The organism is Permianibacter fluminis (assembly GCF_013179735.1).
Classification (GTDB): domain Bacteria; phylum Pseudomonadota; class Gammaproteobacteria; order Enterobacterales; family Permianibacteraceae; genus Permianibacter; species Permianibacter fluminis.
Window position 1 is genome coordinate 572,543 of record NZ_JABMEG010000001.1, and the last position, 19,626, is coordinate 592,168.

18 protein-coding genes and 1 pseudogene are annotated in these 19,626 nt (G+C 59.2%); 10 read left to right on the forward strand and 9 right to left on the reverse strand.

Annotated features, from left to right (window positions below):
* Window positions 1-107 precede the first annotated feature (107 nt).
* Window positions 108-560, reverse strand: a complete 453-nt coding sequence (locus HPT27_RS02465; RefSeq protein WP_456238492.1) for a YaiI/YqxD family protein — start codon at window positions 558-560, stop codon at window positions 108-110.
* A 189-nt stretch (window positions 561-749) separates the two neighbouring features.
* Here HPT27_RS02465 and xdp1 point away from each other — a divergent pair, with 189 nt between their 5' ends.
* Window positions 750-1,532, forward strand: a complete 783-nt coding sequence (xdp1, locus tag HPT27_RS02470) for an exosortase-dependent surface protein XDP1 (RefSeq protein ID WP_172238457.1) — start codon at window positions 750-752, stop codon at window positions 1,530-1,532.
* Window positions 1,533-1,755: 223 nt separating this feature from the next.
* Here xdp1 and HPT27_RS02475 read toward each other — a convergent pair whose 3' ends face one another.
* The 4 genes and pseudogenes from HPT27_RS02475 to HPT27_RS02490 form a co-directional block, all read right to left on the reverse strand.
* Complete coding sequence (locus tag HPT27_RS02475; RefSeq protein ID WP_172238460.1) at window positions 1,756-2,817, reverse strand: sulfate/molybdate ABC transporter ATP-binding protein; 1,062 nt, start codon at window positions 2,815-2,817, stop codon at window positions 1,756-1,758.
* Window positions 2,814-3,611: pseudogene (gene cysW, locus HPT27_RS02480) on the reverse strand (sulfate ABC transporter permease subunit CysW); the annotation flags it as partial. The pseudogene cysW and the gene HPT27_RS02475, both read right to left, overlap by 4 nt.
* A 76-nt stretch (window positions 3,612-3,687) precedes the next feature.
* Complete coding sequence (gene cysT, locus HPT27_RS02485) at window positions 3,688-4,515, reverse strand: sulfate ABC transporter permease subunit CysT (RefSeq protein WP_172245022.1); 828 nt, start codon at window positions 4,513-4,515, stop codon at window positions 3,688-3,690.
* Between the two features lie 37 nt (window positions 4,516-4,552).
* Entirely contained in the window at window positions 4,553-5,545 is a 993-nt protein-coding gene (locus tag HPT27_RS02490) for a sulfate ABC transporter substrate-binding protein (RefSeq protein WP_172238466.1), read from the reverse strand.
* 299 nt (window positions 5,546-5,844) lie between these two features.
* Between HPT27_RS02490 and HPT27_RS02495 the strand changes: the two genes are divergently transcribed.
* Together HPT27_RS02495 and HPT27_RS02500 are read left to right on the forward strand one after the other, a co-directional pair.
* Window positions 5,845-6,102: a hypothetical protein gene (locus HPT27_RS02495; protein ID WP_172238469.1), complete on the forward strand. Its 258-nt coding sequence runs from the start codon at window positions 5,845-5,847 to the stop codon at window positions 6,100-6,102.
* A 339-nt stretch (window positions 6,103-6,441) separates the two neighbouring features.
* Window positions 6,442-7,233: a substrate-binding periplasmic protein gene (locus HPT27_RS02500; protein WP_172238472.1), complete on the forward strand. Its 792-nt coding sequence runs from the start codon at window positions 6,442-6,444 to the stop codon at window positions 7,231-7,233.
* 122 nt (window positions 7,234-7,355) lie between these two features.
* On the opposite strand, the gene HPT27_RS02505 is transcribed toward HPT27_RS02500, so the two are convergent.
* Complete coding sequence (locus HPT27_RS02505) at window positions 7,356-8,249, reverse strand: DUF4124 domain-containing protein (protein WP_172238475.1); 894 nt, start codon at window positions 8,247-8,249, stop codon at window positions 7,356-7,358.
* A gap of 131 nt (window positions 8,250-8,380) precedes the next feature.
* Here HPT27_RS02505 and ggt point away from each other — a divergent pair, with 131 nt between their 5' ends.
* The 3 genes from ggt (at window position 8,381) to HPT27_RS02520 (ending at window position 12,086) form a co-directional block, all read left to right on the forward strand.
* Window positions 8,381-10,132, forward strand: coding sequence for a gamma-glutamyltransferase (gene ggt, locus HPT27_RS02510; RefSeq protein ID WP_172238478.1), 1,752 nt, complete (start codon window positions 8,381-8,383; stop codon window positions 10,130-10,132).
* Between the two features lie 120 nt (window positions 10,133-10,252).
* Window positions 10,253-10,852, forward strand: coding sequence for a TlpA family protein disulfide reductase (locus HPT27_RS02515; protein ID WP_172238481.1), 600 nt, complete (start codon window positions 10,253-10,255; stop codon window positions 10,850-10,852).
* A gap of 124 nt (window positions 10,853-10,976) precedes the next feature.
* Window positions 10,977-12,086, forward strand: a complete 1,110-nt coding sequence (locus tag HPT27_RS02520; protein ID WP_172238484.1) for a hypothetical protein — start codon at window positions 10,977-10,979, stop codon at window positions 12,084-12,086.
* A gap of 100 nt (window positions 12,087-12,186) precedes the next feature.
* Here the strand turns inward: HPT27_RS02520 and HPT27_RS02525 are convergent, their stop codons facing one another.
* Genes HPT27_RS02525 through HPT27_RS02535 form a run of 3 tightly spaced genes read right to left on the reverse strand, consistent with a single transcriptional unit; the run spans window position 12,187 to window position 14,162 of the window.
* Entirely contained in the window at window positions 12,187-12,909 is a 723-nt protein-coding gene (locus tag HPT27_RS02525) for a hypothetical protein (RefSeq protein ID WP_172238487.1), read from the reverse strand.
* 32 nt (window positions 12,910-12,941) lie between these two features.
* The gene (locus HPT27_RS02530; protein ID WP_172238490.1) at window positions 12,942-13,775 is read right to left on the reverse strand and encodes an FTR1 family iron permease; all 834 of its coding nucleotides are present in this window, start codon (window positions 13,773-13,775) and stop codon (window positions 12,942-12,944) included.
* A 48-nt stretch (window positions 13,776-13,823) separates the two neighbouring features.
* Window positions 13,824-14,162 (reverse strand): cupredoxin domain-containing protein, encoded by a 339-nt coding sequence (locus tag HPT27_RS02535; RefSeq protein WP_172238493.1) that lies wholly within the window; start codon window positions 14,160-14,162, stop codon window positions 13,824-13,826.
* 167 nt (window positions 14,163-14,329) lie between these two features.
* On the opposite strand from HPT27_RS02535, the gene HPT27_RS02540 reads away from it, so the two are divergent.
* The 4 genes from HPT27_RS02540 to egtD all read left to right on the forward strand — a co-directional run bounded on the left by HPT27_RS02540 (window position 14,330) and on the right by egtD (window position 19,598).
* Entirely contained in the window at window positions 14,330-15,466 is a 1,137-nt protein-coding gene (locus tag HPT27_RS02540; RefSeq protein ID WP_172238496.1) for a prephenate dehydrogenase, read from the forward strand.
* A gap of 292 nt (window positions 15,467-15,758) precedes the next feature.
* Window positions 15,759-17,033 carry a DUF3422 family protein gene (locus HPT27_RS02545; protein WP_172238499.1) on the forward strand — a complete coding sequence of 425 codons (1,275 nt, stop codon included), beginning with the start codon at window positions 15,759-15,761 and terminating at the stop codon, window positions 17,031-17,033.
* Between the two features lie 316 nt (window positions 17,034-17,349).
* On the forward strand, window positions 17,350-18,636 hold the full coding sequence (gene egtB / locus HPT27_RS02550; protein WP_172238502.1) for an ergothioneine biosynthesis protein EgtB: 1,287 nt from the start codon (window positions 17,350-17,352) through the stop codon (window positions 18,634-18,636).
* Window positions 18,633-19,598 carry an L-histidine N(alpha)-methyltransferase gene (egtD, locus tag HPT27_RS02555; protein WP_172238505.1) on the forward strand — a complete coding sequence of 322 codons (966 nt, stop codon included), beginning with the start codon at window positions 18,633-18,635 and terminating at the stop codon, window positions 19,596-19,598. Before egtB ends, egtD begins: the two co-directional genes overlap by 4 nt.
* Window positions 19,599-19,626: the final 28 nt, after the last annotated feature.

Consider the following 19,626-nt stretch of genomic DNA (forward strand, 5'->3'; position numbering starts at 1 on the left):
CAACGCCGCCGCGCCAGCCAGCTGTCGAGCGCGTTGGCAAAGCGCATCCGGTCCTGTTGGCTGAATCACGGCCGGGCCGATTTATCGGCGCCGCTCCGGAAAACGGTTCAACGCCGCCGCGCCAGCCAGCTGTCGAGCGCGTTGGCGAAGCGCATCCGGTCCTGTTGGCTGAACGGCGCCGGGCCACCGCCGTGTTCACCACTGGCGCGCATGGTGTCCATGAAGTCGCGGATATTGAGCCGCTGACGGACGTTTTCCCGGGTGTAGAGTTCGCCGCGCGGATTCAGCGCGGCCACTTTCTTCTCGACCAGCTCCGCGGCCAGTGGAATGTCCTGGGTCACCACCAGATCACCGGGCTGGGCCTGCTGAACAATGTAGTTGTCGGCAACATCGAAGCCCTGTTCGACCTGAACGCAGCGAATCAGGCTGGACGCCGGCTTGGCCAGATACTGGTTGGCGACCATGACCACCGGCAGCTGCAAACGGGCCGAAACCCGAAAGATGATCTCCTTGATCACCTTGGGGCAGGCATCGGCATCGACCCACAGCGTCATCATCATTCCTCAATTGGTACATTCGCACTGGCTGTACACCAGCCGCCCCGCACCCTGTCAAAGGGCTTTACAGCCTACCGTCGAGCCGCGTGATGACCCGTTCCAAGTATTTGTTTTTTCTGGCCTTATTTTTGTGGCACAGGGCTTGCTCAGGGTTTGCCAATTGCCATTGTCTGTTCGTCAAAGGATTGCATCATGAAGCGTCTTCTTGTTGTTGCGCTTGGGCTGGGAAGCCTGGTGGCCGCCAATGCCAGCCTCGCCGACACCATTACTTGGGATTTTACCTGCAGCAGCAACTGCAATCCCAATACCTCGGCCTATGGTAACAACCGCTCCTTCACCGGTAGCGATGCCAGCTCGACTGTCGATGTCGGTGCCATGGCCAATACCGGCGGCAACGGCAACATCACCATTCAGGACGCCTATCTGGCGGCATGGGATGGCGGCTTGGGGGCCTATAACCGCGATCGCAGCGCCGGCAATGACTCCGACGCCACCAATGATGTCGACAGCAACGAAGGCAATGCACCTGAGCATGCTCTCGACAACAACGGCCGCTATGAAATGGCCCTGTTCACCTTCGCCCAGATGACTGAACTGACTGGTTTGGAAATCGGCTGGAAAGGTGACGACAGTGACATGTCGGTGCTGGCCTGGACCGGTCCGGGCGCACCGCCGAGCACAACCGGCATGGGCTGGGGCGATCTGATTGGTGCCGGTTGGTCTTTGGTTGGTCAGTACGCCGACCTCGTTACCGGCAGCTGGCAGAACATCAACGCCGCCGGTTATGCCTCACGTTATTGGCTGGTTGGCGCGCACAACCCGGTATTCGGTGGTGATGCCTTCAGCACCGGTAATGACTACATCAAGATCAGCGGCCTGACCGGTCACAGCGTCACCGTTGATGAGCCGCTGGCACTGACGCTTATGGCGCTGGGTCTGGCTGGCTTGGCCGCCCGCCGCAAGCGCGCTGCCTGAGTCGGATTTAACACTGCTTTAGCCGCCCGCACTGCGGGTGTCGGTTCCACCTCGACGCGTCGGTCCATCCGGCGCGTCGGTTTTTTTGCCTGTCGTTTGCCAAGCTTCCTCTTCAGTAACACCGCTGTCGCTTTCGTAGCACAGCAGTCACTTCCGCATTTCTGCTATTGCCTCAGACCACCGCAACTCGGTCAACGTCGCCCACACTGAAATCAGCAGTCGATCAGCTGGCGGCGAACAAGTGCAGCTGGCGCGCAGTCACCCAGACCAGTTGGCCTTCTTCCAATTCCAGCATGGCGTAACGCGCCCGCGACAATTCCACTTCGATCCGCTCAGCGCTGCTGTCGGTGGTCAACTCCACCCGCACCCGCGGTCCCAAGCCCAGCACGCGATCAATGTGGGCCGGCAGGCCACCGTGATCGGTCAGATCGGGTTCCAGATCGAGTTCATACGGGCGGGCAAAACCGGTAGCGGCGGCACCATCGGCCAGATTACTGGTCGCCACTTTCAGGAAATGATTGGCCAGCAGCAGGCGACCGCCACGCAGCTCGCCGTTGAACTGATTGACGCCACCGAGAAAGCGGTAAACAAACGGACTGTTTGGCGCTTCATACACGGCCTCTGGGCTGCCGCGCTGCTCGACCTGGCCGCGCTGCATGATCACGACATCATCAGCCACTTCCAGCGCCTCTTCCTGATCATGCGTGACGAAGATCGTGGTGACTTGCAGCTCGTTCTGCAGCTGACGCAACCAGATGCGCAGATCCTTGCGCACCTGTGCGTCCAGTGCGCCGAACGGTTCATCGAGCAACAGGATTTGCGGTGAGACCGCCAGTGCCCGGGCCAGGGCAATCCGCTGGCGCTGGCCACCGGACAATTGGTCCGGATAGCGATCGGCAAATCCGGCAAGCTGCACCAGATCCAGCAACTCCTGCACACGCAAGTGCAGCGCATGTTCACTCGGCCGTTCTTTCCGCGGCTTGACCCGCAAACCAAAGGCAATGTTCTCAAACACGGTCATGTGCCGAAACAGCGCGTAATGCTGAAAGACAAAACCGACTTTGCGCTGACGCACTTGCCGGTCCGAACTGTCGACGCCATCGAGCAACAGCTGACCGTGATCGGCCTGCTCCAAACCGGCAATGATGCGCAGCAAGGTGGTTTTGCCACAGCCAGACGGGCCAAGCAGCGCCGTCAATTTGCCGGGCGCGAAGTCCAGCGAAATGTCGCGCAGCACTTTCTGGTTGTCGAACTGCTTGCTGATCTGTTGCAGCGATATTTTCATGATGCTTCGGGTTCCACGGCGCGCGCCTGGCGCCGGTTTTCGGTGATGGTGGTCAGAATCAGGGTCAGCAGCGCCAGCACGGTCAACAAGGACGCGCAGGCAAACGCCGCGCTGAATTGATATTCGTTATGCAGGATTTCAACGTGCAGCGGCAGGGTATTGGTTTCACCACGAATGTGGCCGGACACTACCGATACCGCGCCGAACTCGCCCATCGCTCTGGCGTTGCACAAAATGATGCCGTTGATCAGCGCCCATTTGATATTCGGCAGCGTCACTCGCCAGAACAGCGTCCAGCCGGACGCCCCCAGCGTCATCGCTGCTTCTTCTTCGTCGCGGCCTTGCGCTTGCATCAGAGGCACCAGCTCGCGCACGACATACGGCAGGGTGATGAAAATGGTGGCCAGCACGATGCCGGGCAAGGCAAAGATAATCTGGATGTCATTGTCTTGCAGCCAATGACCCATCCAGCCCTGGGCACCGAACAGCAAGACGAACATCAGGCCGGCAACCACAGGTGATACCGAGAACGGCAGATCGATCAGGGTCAGCAAAATATCCTTGCCGCGAAAATCGAACTTGGTCAGCAGCCAAGCCGCCAGCACGCCAAACACGGTGTTGAGCGGCACGGCGATCAGCGCAACCCAGACCGTCAGCCGGATCGCCGACCAGGCTTCGGCGTCGGTGACGGCAGTCAGATACACCTGCCAGCCCTTGGCAAACGCTTCGATGAAAATGGTCAGCAGCGGTGCGACCAACACGCCAAAGAACAACACGGCTGCCAACAGAATCAGCGGCCAGCGTATCCACCATGGTTCGATCAGCAGGTGCGATGGTCTGCGAGCAACGGACATGAACGGGTCGCCTTTTCTATTTGCGCTGAAAGCGGTTCAGACGACGCTGCTGCTGGTTGATCAGCAACAGCAGTGCGAATGACAGCAGCAGCATGATGGTTGCAACTGCCGTGGCGCCGGCGTAATCGTATTGCTCCAGCTTGATGTAAATCAGCAGCGGTGCAATCTCCGAAACTTTCGGCATGTTGCCAGCGATGAAAATCACCGAACCGTATTCGCCAATGCCGCGGGCAAACGCCAAGGCAAAACCGGTCAGGATGGCTGGCCGGATCGCCGGCAGAACAACACGGTGAAAAATCTGCCAGTGATTGGCACCGAGTGACGCCGCCGCTTCTTCGACGCCGGCATCCAGTTCAGTCAGTACCGGTTGCACTGTGCGCACAACGAAAGGCAAGCCAATAAACAGCAGCGCAACCACAATACCCAATGGCGTGTACGTCACCTCAATGCCTAAGGTTTGCAAGTAGCGGCCAATGCTGCCATCCGGGGCATACACTGCGGTCAGCGCGATGCCGGCGACCGCAGTCGGCAGCGCGAACGGCAAATCGATTAGTGCATCCCAGAAGCGATGACCGGGCAGCCGATACCGAACCAACACCCAGGCGAGCAAGGTGCCGATGAAAACGTTGGCCAGCGCGGCGATCAGCGCCGAGCCAAACGAGATTTTCAACGCCGACAAGACCCGGACATTGGTCAACAGTTTCCACCAGCCATCAAGCGGCAGACTCATCGACTTCAGCAGCACGGCCGAGATCGGCACCAGCACCAGAATCAGCAGATACAGAGCGGTGCAGAACAGGGTTAGCCGAAAGCCGGGCAGTACCCGGCTCGGTCGTTGCCGCAGCTGATGTGCTTGCGGCTGTAGCTCGCCCGCGGGTGCGTTACTGCGTAGCGCTGATTTGGTCAAAGAGGCCACCGTCGTCGAAATGTTCTTTCTGCGCTTTGCTCCAGCCACCAAACACACCGTCGATGCTGACCAGTTTCAGCGGCGGAAATTGATTGGCAAATTCCGCGACAATCTTGCTGTCGGTCGGCCGGTAGTAATTCTGTCCGGCGAGGCGCTGAGCTTCGGCGCTGTAGAGATAGTTCAGGTAACTTTCGGCCAGCGTGCGGTTGCCATGTTTGTCGACATTTTTGTCAACCACCGCCACCGGCGGCTCGGCCAGAATCGACACGCTCGGCACGACAATTTCAAACTTGCCCGGATCGAGTTTGCGCGTCGCCAGCAAGGCTTCGTTTTCCCAGGCCAGCAACACGTCGCCCTGATTGCGTTCGACAAAGGTGATGGTCGAGCCGCGGGCACCGGTATCGAGCACCGGCACATTGGCATACAGCTTGGTCAGAAAGGCCTTGGCACTGGCGGCGTTGCCACCCGGTTGCTGCAGTGCCCAGGCCCAGGCCGCCAGATAGTTCCAGCGGGCACCACCGGAAGTCTTCGGATTTGGCGTGATCACCTTGACGTCGGCGCGAATCAGATCGCCCCAGTCCTTGATCTTTTTCGGGTTGCCCGCGCGCACCAGAAACACGATGGTCGACTGGAACGGTGTCGCGTTATGCGGGAATTTCTTCTGCCAGTCTTTCGCCAGCAGGCCACGTTCGGCGATCGCGTCGATATCGTAGGCCAGCGCCAGTGTCACCACATCGGCTTGCAAGCCATCGACGACCGCGCGCGCCTGCTTGCCGGAGCCGCCATGCGATTGTTTGATCGTAACGGCCGGCAGACCCTGTTTGCTGCGGCTGGCGTTGAAAGCGGTGTTGACCGCTTCGTACAGCTCGCGGGTCGGGTCATAGGACACATTCAGCAGCGTCTCGGCCGCCAAGCTGTGCAGGCTGAGCAGGGCGAACAGGCCGGTCAGCCAGTGGCCTCGTTTCATCTCGTCGTCTCCGGTTGGTCCGTCATCGAAAGTGGCGCCAGCTTAGGCGGCCAGACATCCCTGCTCCAACAACGCGGCCGTCTTAGCTTATAACCGGAACATGACCGCCGCTCGGCGTGAGGCCGCAACGCGGGCCGGCTACCACGGTGCGGCGGTGGCTTTACCGCCGGAACGGGCCGGTCGGACGACGCAGGTTGGTCCAGAGCTTGTCGGAAACGCGCACTTGCGGCAGAGTGCGCCGTGACCGCCATCACATTTAACGGACGACCGTTCCGTCCGAATCACCAAGGATAGCTGCAATGACTTTGTGGATTGCCGACAGCGGGCTTGCCGATGCCCAGATCGTCGCCGGCATCGCCGCCGCCCAACAGGTTCTGGCCAAGGCCGGCGTCAGTGCCGAAGCGGCCCACGCCGCCATGAGCGCCATGCTGGAAGGCGAAGACGAATTCGATCGGGATGCCGCCGACGCCTGGGAAAACGCCGAGACCGCGGCGTTCCGGGTGATTTTCGCCGGTATCGAGCGCTGGCCCGAGTCAGCAGCGCTGACTCTGCGTTAGCCGCGGCACTGACGTTGCGTTAAGCCCTGCGGCGCTGACTCTACGTTAGCCTCAACCTGCGTTAGCCCCATCAGCACTGCCGCGAAACGGAGCGCGCACTGCCCGCCGTAGACCTTCGCGCCGGAGCGACGTCGCTAGCCTTAGCCAGTCAGCGATAAACAAGAGCGGGCCATCTTCTGATGGCCCGTTTGCTTTTCCGCCAGCGTTTCCGGCTTCCGTTATCACCACACCATCGGCCAATTTTTTCAGCCAACGGCATGCATCGGCGTTGGCGCTTCTATAGTTATTTGCACCTATAAAGTATTTGACGTGCTGCACGCTGAGGCACGGGAGTAGACCGTGACGGTATCGGATGTGTGGTGTCGTATCGCCTGGCAGTGCCGCCGGCTTTGCCTCGGCAGTCTGGTTTTGCTGGCAGCGCTGCCCGCACTGGCGGATGACGCTTTGCCGGAGCGGGTCAGTTTTGTCGGCGATATCTGGTGTCCCTACAACTGCGCCGAGCAGGACGCGCGACGCGGCGCCCTGGTCGATATGCTTGCCGCCATTCTGGCCAAGCGCGGCATCGCCCTGGACTACCGCGTGCTGCCGTGGACCCGCGCGCTGCAGGAAGTCAGCGAAGGTCGTATCGATGGCATCATCGGTGCGGGTGAAAGCGATGCCAAATTCGCGCTGTTGACCCGCAAGCCCTGGTTACACGCAGAACTCGCCGCGCTCACTCATCGCGACACGGATTTTCGTTGGCAGGGCCTGACCAGTCTCACCGGCAAAAGTGTGGTCGTGATCGCCAATTACGAATATGCCGCACCCCTGCCTGCGTGGCTGGCCGCGCACCCGGATACTGTGCATCAACTTTCCGGCGACAACGCCTTTCGACAGGCGGTGCTGCTCATTCAGCACAAACGTCAGCAGGTGTTTTTCAGCAGCTATCCGGCCCTGCGCCGTCATCTGCAAGCCAACCAACTGAACGACACCCTCGTCATCCACAAAACCGGGCTGAAAACACCGATCTACATGGGCGTCGCCAAAACCAAGTCGTACAGTGAGACCTTGCTCGCGCTGCTGAATCAGGGCTTCGACGAATTGAACGCCAGCGGCAAAACCAACGCCATCATTGCCAGCTACGATTTCTGAATCGGCACGATACAAGCGGCAATCACGTCGCGTGTATCCACCTGGGCCGTGCTGCGGCGGCAGCGTTTATCAGCGCCATGTCCGACACCAGACCCGGCGCCGACACTGATCACGCCACTTTTTCAAATCGGTTTCAAGGTGCGCACCATGCTGTCGGCATTGCGGGTCGCATCGCCACCGCGATATTGCGACTCCACCACGATATCGCAGCGCATGCCTTTGCCGAACACACCGTAAGCGCTGACATATCGATACCCGGACGCATCGAGCTTCTCGCCGACCGGTCGCTCTGCGCGCGCCACCGAAACGGTACCGGCGTCGGTCTGCCACTGCTCGCGTTCCGGCGGCACTTTGCTGCGCGTGCGATGGCGCGCGGCATTCTCGGACCAGGCCGCCACGTCGCCGGCTCTTGTGTTCTGAACCGCTGAGCAATACAGCGTCAACTTGGCCCACTCGGGCTGGGGTGACTGAAACGTCAGCGAGACATCATCGACGCGGATGTTGCTGTCTATCTCCTGCCACGGAGGCAAACGGGAGAAGCGATAGCGCAGTCCGCTGATGGTGAAATCACGGGCGTTGTTCGGCGCGCTGACCGTGGCCGGCGCGGTGCGCAGCAGGTCGTTGCGGCATTCGCGCAGCGCTTGTTTGCGGAGATTTTCTGCGCCCAATCCGTATTGGTAGCCAATATCGACCGAGCGTTTGTAGAGCGGATCATTTGCTTCATTGCCGAGTTCGGCGAGGATGCTGACTTTGCCGACACCGCGACTCGATTTCAGCGCCGTGTCGTAGGCGATCTGGCCGGCGCGCTCGCAGCGGGCGTCGCCGGTCGGCACCGCTGGCGCGCGGGTGACCGCCTTGCTGTTGCTGTCACAGGGTTGGTCGGAAAATCGGACACTGCCATCGGCACCGGGACAACGGTAGATATCGGCAACTGCCGGCGCCGGAAACAGCAGCAACGGCAACAACGGAACCCGCAGCAACAGTACCAGCACCGTGGCCACCAACCCCTTCGTCATCTCCGCATCCTTTCTCGGCCTGTTCCGGCCGCGATCCTGCCACAGCGCGGCCACCAACTCGACCGCATTTGCCAGCAGCACATGGCCACAGGTAAGGTGCCAGCCTGCTTCTTTTTCCGGATGGTCCTTCGATGTCGCTACGCTTTGATGCCCTGCGCGCCGCTGCCGTGGCGCTGTATATCGCCCTGCCACTCGCCAGCCCGCAGGCGGTCGCGGCCGACAGCACGCCGCAGGCGCGGTTTGAGTTGGCCAATGTGTTTTCGCCGACGCTGGCCAAACGCGGCATGGTGGTCAGTGAAGAGGAAATCGCCTCGCAAATTGGCGCCGACATGCTGGCCCGCGGCGGTAACGCGGTCGACGCTGCCGTCGCGGTCGGTTTTGCCCTGGCCGTGGTGTTGCCGGAAGCCGGCAATATCGGTGGCGGCGGCTTCATGCTGGTGCATCTGGCCAAAGCGAACAAAACCATTGCCATCGATTATCGCGAGCTGGCGCCCAACCGCGCCCAGCGCGACATGTATTTGAACGCTGATGGCAGCGTCAATCACGATGAACTCGGCTTTGGCTACAAAGGCGTTGGTGTGCCCGGCACCGTCGCCGGCATGGTCCAGGCGCTGGAGAAATACGGCACGCTGAAATTGAAAGACGTGCTCGCGCCGGCGATCAAACTGGCGCGCGAAGGCTTTGTCCTGAAACCGGCCCATGAAGAGTCGTTTGCCAACGCCCGCGATCGCTTTTTGCGCAACGACGAATCCCGGCGCATTTTCCTGAAAGCCGATGGCAGCAATTACCAGTTCGGCGACAAGCTGGTGCAAAAGGATCTGGCCTGGTCGCTGGAGCAAATTGCCAAGCAAGGTCCGCAGGCATTTTACGGTGGCGTGGTCGGACAAAAGCTGATCGCCGATATCCAGGCCCACGGCGGCATCATGACGCTGGAGGATTTGCAGCAGTATCGGGTGGTCGAGCGCGAACCGGTACGCGGTGCCTATCGCGGCTATGAAGTGGTGTCGATGCCGCCGCCGTCCTCCGGTGGCATTCACCTGATCCAGATCCTGAACGTGCTCGAAGGCTATCCGGTGAAAGACTGGGGCCTCAACAGCAGCAAAACGATGCACGTGATGATCGAGGCCGAGCGCCGCGCCTATGCCGATCGCTCGCGTTATCTCGGCGATCCGGATTTCGTTACGGTGCCGGTCGCGCAGCTGACCGACAAACGCTACGCGGAGAAAATTCGCAGCCAGATTTCGCTCGACAAGGCGACGCCGTCGGCGCAAGTCGCCCCCGGCGATCTGAAGGGCTATGAAAGCCCGCAGACCACCCATTACAGCGTCATGGATCAGTGGGGCAACGCCGTCGCCAACACTTACACGCTGAATTGGAGTTACGGCACCGGCATCACCGCCAAAGGCACCGGCATTTTGCTGAACAACGAAATGGACGATTTCTCGGCCAAACCCGGCGTGGCCAATGCCTACGGCCTGCTCGGTGAAGAAGCCAACGCTGTCGCGGCGCGCAAACGGCCGCTGTCTTCGATGACCCCGACTTTTGTCATGAAAGATGGCAAGGTGATGCTGGTGACCGGCTCGCCCGGTGGTAGCACCATCATCACTACCGTGCTGCAAATCGTCATGAACGTGGTCGATCACGACTTGAACATTGCCACCGCGTCCAGCGTGCCGCGTTTTCATTCGCAGTGGCAACCGGATCGGGTCCGGCTGGAATTCGGTTTTGCTGCCGACACCATCGATGCCCTGAAAGCCAAAGGCCACGATATTCGGGTCGGTTCACCGCTCGGCACGACTGAATCTATCGTCTTTGCCAACGGCTGGTTCCAGGGCGCGGCCGATCCGCGCCGGGCCGGTGGCGGTGCCATTGGCGTGCAATGAGTGCGCCGTTTTTCTACACAACAAGCGGTTCCACACAGCGAACTCGTTTAAAGACTAGCGGTTAGGAAAGAAGAAAGTTTCATGAGAGCAAGCCGCTTACTCAAAACAAGGATGTGGGCCATGACCAAAACCGTGCTGGCAGTTTTTGTCTTGTTGACGTCGCTGTTGCAAGCACCGGTAGCCAGCGCAATTGAAGTCGGTGAAACGGCCAGCCTGCCACTCGGTGTCGGCCCCGATGGCGAACCACTGAAGCCCGAGCAACTGCGTGGCAAAGTGGTGGTCGGTTTGTACTGGGCCTCGTGGTGTCAGTACTGCCGCAAGGCGATGCCGGATTTTCTGCAGTTTCAACAGGTGGCTGAAAAAGCCGGGCTGCAGGTGGTGCTGATCAACGTCAAGGAAGATCGCGAGGTCTTGCGTAGCGCAAAGAAATGGGCGAAAGACAGCACCGTGGTCATGGCCCATGATCGCAAAGGCGACGCGATGGCCGGGTATGGTGGCGAAGGCTTTCCGTATATCGTGCTGATTGATCGGCAGGGCGTCGTGCAAAACCTTCGCAGTGGCTACGGCGCCAAATCCAAGGCGTTTTATGTCAATGCCCTGAATACCTTGTTGAAAGGTGAAAGCCTCGCCGACGACAGCGGCGGCTTCCGGTTTGAATGGGTGCCCAACGAGGAATCCTCGTCGGCGGCAGATACTGCCCCGGCAGCGAGCGCACCCTAATAATCACTTTTTATGCAACCAACTCATTCGTCACTGATAACCACGAGTAGGGGAACGGTTCGTTGGCTGCCGTTGTTGCTTGATCAAACAATTACTTGATGAAATAAGACAGGGAGTAGTTCAAATGCCAAAAAAATTTATCTGCAAATCACAACAACTGAATAGTGAGGATGTGATTAGCGCCGCATTATTTACTTTGTGTCTATCTTTCTGTTGCTATTCTTCCGCTAGCTTCAGCTCATCGAATGACTGCCCACAAGTAAAAGCATTACCGGATGAAGCACAGGCCGTAGTCACCGAAAAGCCAAGCGCAAGCACAATAAAGAGTATCGAAAAAGCCCTGCTTCTGCACTCACGCGGAGACACCGATCGCGCTATTCGTTATCTTGCGGAAAAACTCGAAGCTGAAGAACATTCAGTGAATAGAGTGGAGTTGCTGAAGTATTCCGCATCGCTTGCCAATTCTGAGAAAAATAGACTAATTGCTGTTGACAACCTCTCTCGCTTACTGAAAGAAACGGCCGTAAGCGCCGGAGCAAAAATGATCTACAAATCAGCCTTGATAAAGCATTTACTCATTTTGAACCAATTCTCTAGAATTGCCGAACTTCAAAATAATAATGAAGAGCCAATACAAAATTTCGACTATTTTTCGGTTGCCTACGCCTCTTTTGTTACCGCCGACTATCACACTGCGCATTGCGCGCTATCCTACATGGATGAATTGTATCGTAATCAGGCTTGGCATGATCTAAACATTCATTCGCTGCTGAAAATGCAGGACTATTCAGACGCGACAGAGGCCGCAGATGCAGCCAAGAAAAAATTCACTACCGATACTAAGTTTATAAAACTATTCGACTATGTTTCCCGTTTAGAAAACTCCGGACGTTCTGACTCTTCTGCGGGAAGTTCTGGACAGACGGAACTTCTCGTACTGAATCATCCTGTGCTACTCAATCTAGTCGTATCTGGGGTGAACAGCACTGAAACTATACGAAAAGGCATACTTGAGGACGCAACGTGCGCTACCTTCGTAATAACATCGGAAGGTAAGGCTCGCGAAATAGTAATTGATGGCGGTGTCACAGACAAAGCAACACAAAAAGTCGTGAATGAGATTATTAGCCAATCCACTTTCTATCGCCCGTTGGGCGATGAAAAATTTGTCTCAGCATCTGAGCAAAGGCTTTGTCTTCGCGCTGGGAACGGAATGATTGTCGCGGAGATCTAGCATGTCAGTAATGCTTATGGGCCATCTGAGCAGTCTCATTTTTGAGCTTCTGCTTTTTTCAACTCTTCTTACACCGAAATATGTATCTTGACGTGTCTATTTAAAACTCGTATTCAACGGCCCAGCGCAGGGTCTGGTCGGCGACATCGTCATCATTGCTGTTGCCGAGCAGGTAGGCGAGTTGCCATTTCAGTTTGTTGCCGGCCAGTTTGACTTCGCCGAGCGCGGCCGGTCCGGCAATCCAGCCGTGCTCGTCCATGTACAGTTCGACCGCCGGTTCAAAGGCTTTGGCCAAACGGTATTTCACCTGCAGCGAACCAAACGGTTCGAATTTCTTTTCTTCGGCGTCAGAACCAAACTCGCGTTCGACAAACAGGTTGGTAGTGGCGACGATGTCACCAAAACTCATCTGGATGATTGGACCAAACACCACTTCATGAATGTCCGCGTCGCGGACATTTTCATATTCAAAGAAGAAACCAAAGTCAGCAAAGTATTCGCCTTGCTCGCTCAGCTGAAAAAAGTTTTCCGAGGCGGTGGCTTCCCACTCGCGCGATTCGCCGGGCGCTTTCTCGACGACAAACTCCAGCTCGGTTTTCCACCAGCTGGTGACGCCGTAGGCCAGATCGAATTTGTCGACTTCGGCACCATCGAACGCGCCATCGTCATTACCGCGCCAGCCGCGCGCCTCAACCTCAACCTCGCCTTCTTCGACGGTCGGGTAGAACACCATGTTGACACTGCCATTGACGGCCATGGCGGCGGCACTTTGCAGCAGGCCAAGGGACAGACACAGCGGTAGCGACAGACGAGTGAGTTTCATTGGTTCATCCCACAAAAATGGCTAATTGATAATTATTGCAAGGCGTTATTGGCAGGCTTGGCGGCAGCGGGCACCTTGCCGAACAGCTTCATCAGCACCAGCATGCCGATCAGCGTGCAGAAGTAAAACAGCAGCTGGATCGCCGACGGCGCTTCGTCGTAACCGATCAGCGCGTGCAGTGCTTCTCCCAGCGGCGAATGTTCCGACAACAGCGCCGAGCTGTCCCAGACCGTGCTGATCAGTTCCGGCAACAAACCGGCCTGACTCAGGAAGGCCGCTGCTTGCGCAGCGAGACCGGCAGCCAGCAGCAGGATCATGAAACTGGTGACGCTAAACAGATGCCGGGTCGGCACCCGCAGCAAACCGATGTAGAGCAAGGCACCGACCGCAACGCCACCGGCCAGGCCGATCAGCGCACCGGTAAACATGCCAGCGCTGTTGCCAGCTGCCGAAACGCCGTACAGAAACAGCACCAGCTCCGAACCTTCGCGCAGTACCGCGAGACTGACTGCCAGCATCAGGGCATACAGCGGTCGGCTGCCCACGCGCACGGCATTGCCGACCGCGCCCATCTGGCTCGCCAGTTCGCGGCCGTGTCGCGCCATCCAGACGTTGTGCCAACCGAGCATCAGCACTGCGGCCAAGAGCACGCCGGCGTTGAACAATTCCTGGCCGACGCCTTCGAGGGCATTGGCGATCACTTCTGCCGACGCGGCCACCAGCAGCGAGCCGAGCACACCGATGCCGATGCCGGCACCGATCCAATAATTGCGATAGCGCACACCCTGCGCGGCGGCCAGCACAATGCTGACGATCAACGCCGCTTCGAACACTTCGCGAAAAACAATCAGCGCAGTTGCAAACACCGAAATAACCTTTGTAGACGGGCAAGGCCTGTGTTGAAGAACAGCGCCTTATTTGACGATCAGCTTGCCGCGGGTCGTCGCTTCGTGAAACTCGTCGAAGAACTCGTATTCACCCGGCTTCAGCGGGCCAACAAAGATCGTGACGGTGGCGTTGGCCGGAATGATTTTTTCCCGATTCAGCGAATGGCTTTCGAATTCGGCCGGCGTGGCGTCGTCATTGCGCACCAGCAGCTTGACCTTGGTGTCCGCCGGAATGCTGAGCTCGGCCGGCACGAATTGATGGTCCTTCAGCACCAGCGTGTATTCCGGGGTATCGGCCGCCAGTACCGGGCCGGTGGCCAGCAGCAGCAGGGCGGCAGCGGTTTGTCTCAGGGCAGTCAGCTTCATCGGCAGGGACCTCAAGAATGATTCGCTAATGATAATGCTTATTATCTAGGTAGGCTTGTCCCGGATCAAATTTCCCCATTTCCGAGGCATACAGCCGCAGGCCATTTCCCGCCGGCCACCCGGGTCGGTTACACAGGAGGCCATCGAAGCCGCCGAGCAAACCCGGAATGAACCGCACCCCCCGCTTGCCCGACGCAGTCAGCGCCTGCACCGTCGGCATCGTCGGCGCTGCCGGTGCCTATGGCCGCTGGCTGACGGCGTTTTTCACCGACGTGATGCAGTGCCCGGTGCTAGGTCAGGACCCGCAATGGCCGGACGGTCCCAGCCCGGAGCAACTGCTGGCCGAGGCCGACGTGTTGGTGTTCGCCGCCCCCATCCGGCAAACCCCGGCCATCATCGCCGACTACGTCCAGCGGGCCGGCGCCCGCAGCCGGGCGCAACTCTGGCTCGATATCACCTCAATCAAGACGCCGGCCATGCAGGCGATGCTGACCAGCGACGCCGAGGTGGTCGGCCTGCATCCGATGTGCGCGGCGCCGAAAACACGCACGCTGCGTGGCCGCGTGCTGGTGGTCTGCGAAGGCCGCCTGCAGCGCTGGCGGCCGTGGTTCGAGGCCTTGCTGCGCGGCTTCGACGCCCAGACCGTGCAGACCACGGCAGCGGAACACGATCGCATCATGGCGCTGGTGCAGGGACTGGTGCATGCCAGCCATCTGGCGCAGGCAAACGTGATTGGCGCCCAGCCCGATGCGCTGCAAACGCTGGCGGCGTTGCTGCCGTATCGCTCGCCTTCATTTGCGCTCGACACCGCGGTGATCGCCCGCCTGCTGACCGGCAATTCGGCGATTTACCAGGACATCCAGTTCCTGAATCCGCATGTGCCGGAGGTGCTTGATGCGCTGGCCAGCACGCTGCAGCAAATGGCCGCGCTGGTGCGCCGTGGTGACGAAAACGCTCAGCAAGCGTGGCACCGACAATACTGGCGGCAGCCGCTGCAAACGCTGGGCGCGGACGCGCTGGAGAACGGCAATGCCTGCTTCGAGCAGCTCGCCTATTTGCTGGCCGATCTCGATGAGCCAAACGTGGTCGTGATGCATCTGCCGCGCGATGAGCCCGGTCAGTTACGCGCTCTGCTGGCCGCATTCGCCGATGCCGAGGTCAATCTGCAGTCGCTGCATTCCTCGCGCGACTTGCAGGGCCGGGTGCATTTCCGGCTGGGTCTGGATCGCGCGGTCGGCGATGCCCGCGTGCAACACGCCGTGGCGCAGCTACAGGCGAGCGGCACCGCGATTCGCGTTTTTTGATCGCCACGCCTTTGCCAACACGCAGCGCCACCCCACTGCACCTCTTCGGCTCACGCAACTGCGATTGCCTGACGGCCCTGCGCCGATTCGGTTCGCTTTGAGCGCCGGTCATTGTCATCCGCGCGTGATGCGCAGGGTTCATGCTCGGCACCGCGTTTGCAAGTCGGCATGGCCTTGGTGTTGTGCAGTACGGGTTTTATCAACCGTGGGGATTCGGTCGTGCGTGCGGCGGATGCCGGGCGCAAGCCCCAGCTCGCGCACCACTCAGTTAATCCCTATCAGGAGTCTGTCGATGGTCGCCATTCACGCGCAGCGGCGTGTGCTCAATGATGAAGTGCATGCCAGACCCAATCTGCCGGTGCAATCGCCGGCCCGCATCATCAGTTTCACCGTGTTGCATCACGGCGATATCGCCGCACAGCGCGAAGCTCTTGGTCGCCTGCTGCAGAGCTGGCACTGCCGGCCCGCACCGGACGATTGCAATCACCATGTCGCCTGCAGCGGCGCGCTGACGCTGCGCTGGGCGCTGCACACCGAGTTTGTTCGCTACACCGTGCTGCGCGCCGAGCGCGCGCTGAGCTTTGATGACACGCTCTGGCGACAATTGCCGGACGGCTGGCTGAGCAGCCTGCCCGGCGAATTGCTGGTTGCGATGCAATTGTTGGTGCTCAATGAAGACGGCGAGGCCGCCGCGACGCTGGCGCACCGACACCGCTGGTTTCAGGAAGAGGACTGGGTCGGAGCTGAACTGGCGCTCGGCAAAGCCATTGCGATTACCGATCTGCGGCTGTACCCGGACGCGCCGTTCAGCGGTGGCGTCACCCGCATGGTGCTGCTGAACCGATCGATGAGCGCCGGCCAGACCGGCCGCATGGTGCAACGGTTGTTCGAACTCGAAAGCTACCGGATGCTGGCCCTGCTGGCTCTGCCGATCGCCAAACATCAGATGGCCGAGATCGACAGCATCCGCAAGCAGCTGAACAAAATCACCGATGGCTTGCTCGATGGTGGCGACGACCGCGAACTGCTGCTGCAGTTGTCGCGATTGTCCGCCGAAGCAGAAGCCCTGATTGGCGACAGCCAGTACCGTTTTTCGGCGGCGCGTGCCTATCACGCGCTGGTTGCTCGCCGCATCGACGAGTTGCGCGAACGGCGACTGGAAGGCATTCAGCCCTTTGGTGAATTTCTGCATCGCCGGTTGATGCCGGCACTGGAAACCTGCGACACCGTCAGCCAGCGTCAGGAAAGACTGAATGCCCGACTGCAGCGCGCGACAACGCTGCTGCGTACCCGCGTTGAAGTGACACATGAAGAACAAAACCAGCAACTGCTGAGTTCAATGAACAAACGCGCCGAGTTGCAGCTGCGCCTGCAGCAGACGGTGGAAGGGCTGTCGGTGGTTGTGCTCACTTACTATCTCACCGGCCTGTTGGGTTACGCGCTCAAGGCGGTGTCGGCAGCGGGCACACACCTGCCGACTGAACTGATCAGCGGCGCGGCAGTGCCGGTGATCATGTTGACGGTGTTCGCGGTCAGCCGACACTGGCGCGCCAAGTTGTTGCACTGAACTGTCAATACGTTGTCAGGATCTGCACTGGTTATGGCCGTTTGGCCGGCCATAACCAGTGCAGATCCGGTGTTCATGCCCAGAGTATCGTTCTACACTGCAGGCAGCTTCGCCGATTTGCGGCGAATCCTTGTCGACGTGATCTGGCGTTTATTGATGCAGATCTCGCAGTCGAGTGCCCGCTCGACTGTGGATTTGCTGTTGCTGCCGGTGCAGCGGGTGAAATTTTTCAGCTTGCCGGCACTGTCTCCGCCCCCTTGTTGTAACGCCGTGATCACTGTGGCACTCCAAACTGTTCATCAGGAGAGTGACCGCCATGTCAGTCAACAGCGCTGCCGCTGCGGCAGCCTCGATACACGCCCTGCAACGCCATTATCGCCGCATTCGCGCCGATACCCTGGCTTTGTGCGAGCCGCTGGTCGCCGAAGACTACGGTTTGCAAACGGCCGTGTTTGCCAGCCCGCCACGCTGGCATCTCGGTCACACCACGTGGTTTTTTGAAACCTTTGTCCTGGCCGAGGCGGATCCACACTACCAATCGGTGCACCCGCAATTTCATCAGCTGTTCAATTCTTACTATCAGGGCGTCGGCCAACCGTTTCCGCGCGCCATGCGCGGTGCGCTGTCACGGCCAACCACGGCCGATGTTCGCGATTACCGGATGATTGTCGATGAGCGGGTCTTGCAATGGCTGGATGACAGCGGTCGCCATCCCGAGCGCACCGATCCCGATTTGCTGCAGCGGTTGGCGCTGGGCTTGCAACACGAACAGCAACATCAGGAATTATTGCTCTGTGATCTGCTTTATCACTTTTCCCATAACCCACTTTGCCCCGTTTATGACGAGCGCGCGCTGCAGCCGGCAAAACCCGTTGCGCCACTGCAATGGCTGGGTCACGACGGCGGCCTGCAGGACATAGGCCAGCAGCGCAGCGACGAGCACTTTGCTTTCGACAATGAAGCGCCGCGGCATCAGCACTACTTGCAACCGTTCCGGTTGGCAAATCGGCTGGTCAGCAATGGCGAGTATCTGCAATTTGTTCAGGATGGCGGTTATCGGCGCGCCGAGCATTGGCTCGCTGACGGCTGGGCCCATATTCAGCAACAGGGCTGGCAGCAACCGCTGTACTGGCGACAAGACGCTGCAGCCGATCACAACAGCTGGCAGGAATTCAGTTTGCACGGTTTGCAGGCACTGGATCCGAATCTACCGGTGGCGCATATCAGTTATTACGAAGCCGATGCCTACGCGCGCTGGGCCGGCAAGCGTTTACCCAGCGAAGCGGAATGGGAAGTGCTGGCCAACGCCGCCAAACTGCCGGAGCACTGGTCGAGCAGCTGGCGCGCTCAGCATAACGACAGCCAGGGCTTTTTCGGCGCGTTGTGGCAATGGACCCGCAGCAGCTACTCGGCCTACCCCGGCTTCAAACCAGCTGCCGGTGCCGTCGGTGAATACAACGGCAAATTCATGAGTAATCAATACGTCTTGCGCGGTAGCGCCTGCATCACCCCGCCGGGCCATAGCCGGGCCAGCTACCGCAATTTTTTCTACCCTCATGATCGGTGGTCGTTCACCGGTCTTCGCTTGGCGGAGGACGCATGAAAACCACAACCCTGCACAAACGCGATCGACTGGATCAACTCGATCGGCACACCGACCCGCGACTGGCCGAGATTGTGGCCGGCCTGCAGGCAACGCCAAAGCGACTTTCGCCAAAATATTTCTACGACGCCGTCGGCTCGAAGCTGTTCGACCGCATTTGTCATTTACCCGAGTATTATCCGACCCGCACCGAGGTCGATATTCTGAGCCGGCAACGGCAGGCGATTGCAAAAGTGCTCGGCACCGGTATGGAGCTGATCGAATTTGGCAGTGGCAGCAGCATCAAGATTCGGCTGTTGCTGCAGACGTTGCGGCCGGAAAATTATCTGCCGGTCGATATCTCGGCCCAGCATCTGCACGAGTCGGCACGCAAGCTGAAGGCGGATTATCCCTGGCTGAAGCTGACGCCCATCTGTCTGGATTACAGCCAGCCATTCAGCTTGCCGGTCAGCCGTCAGCAGCGCATTGGCTTTTTTCCCGGCTCCAGCATCGGCAATTTCGAACCGGCTGATGCCGAGCAATTTCTGCGGCAAGTCGCAACGCTGCTCGGTTCTGGCAATGGCCTGCTGATCGGCGTCGATACGCCGAAGGACGAAACGATTCTGAATGCGGCCTACAACGATGGCGATGGCGTTACTGCGGCGTTCAACCTGAATATCCTGCAGCACATCAATGCGTTGACCGGTAGCAAGTTTGATACGGCGCGCTTTGCTCATCAGGCGTTTTATAACGCCGACGCCGGTCGCATCGAAATGCACCTGCGGTCAGTGACGGAGCAACGGGTCGCCATTGCCGGCGAGTGGATCCACTTGGCCGCTGGCGAAACCATCCACACCGAAAATTCCTACAAGTATTCCCGCTCGGCGTTTTTGGCGCTGGCCGAACGTGCTGGCTACGAGCCCGTGCAAACCTGGGCCGATGATCGCGATTGGTTCAATGTGCATTATTTGCGGGTGCGCTAACGACGCGCTGAGTGACCGGCATCAACAA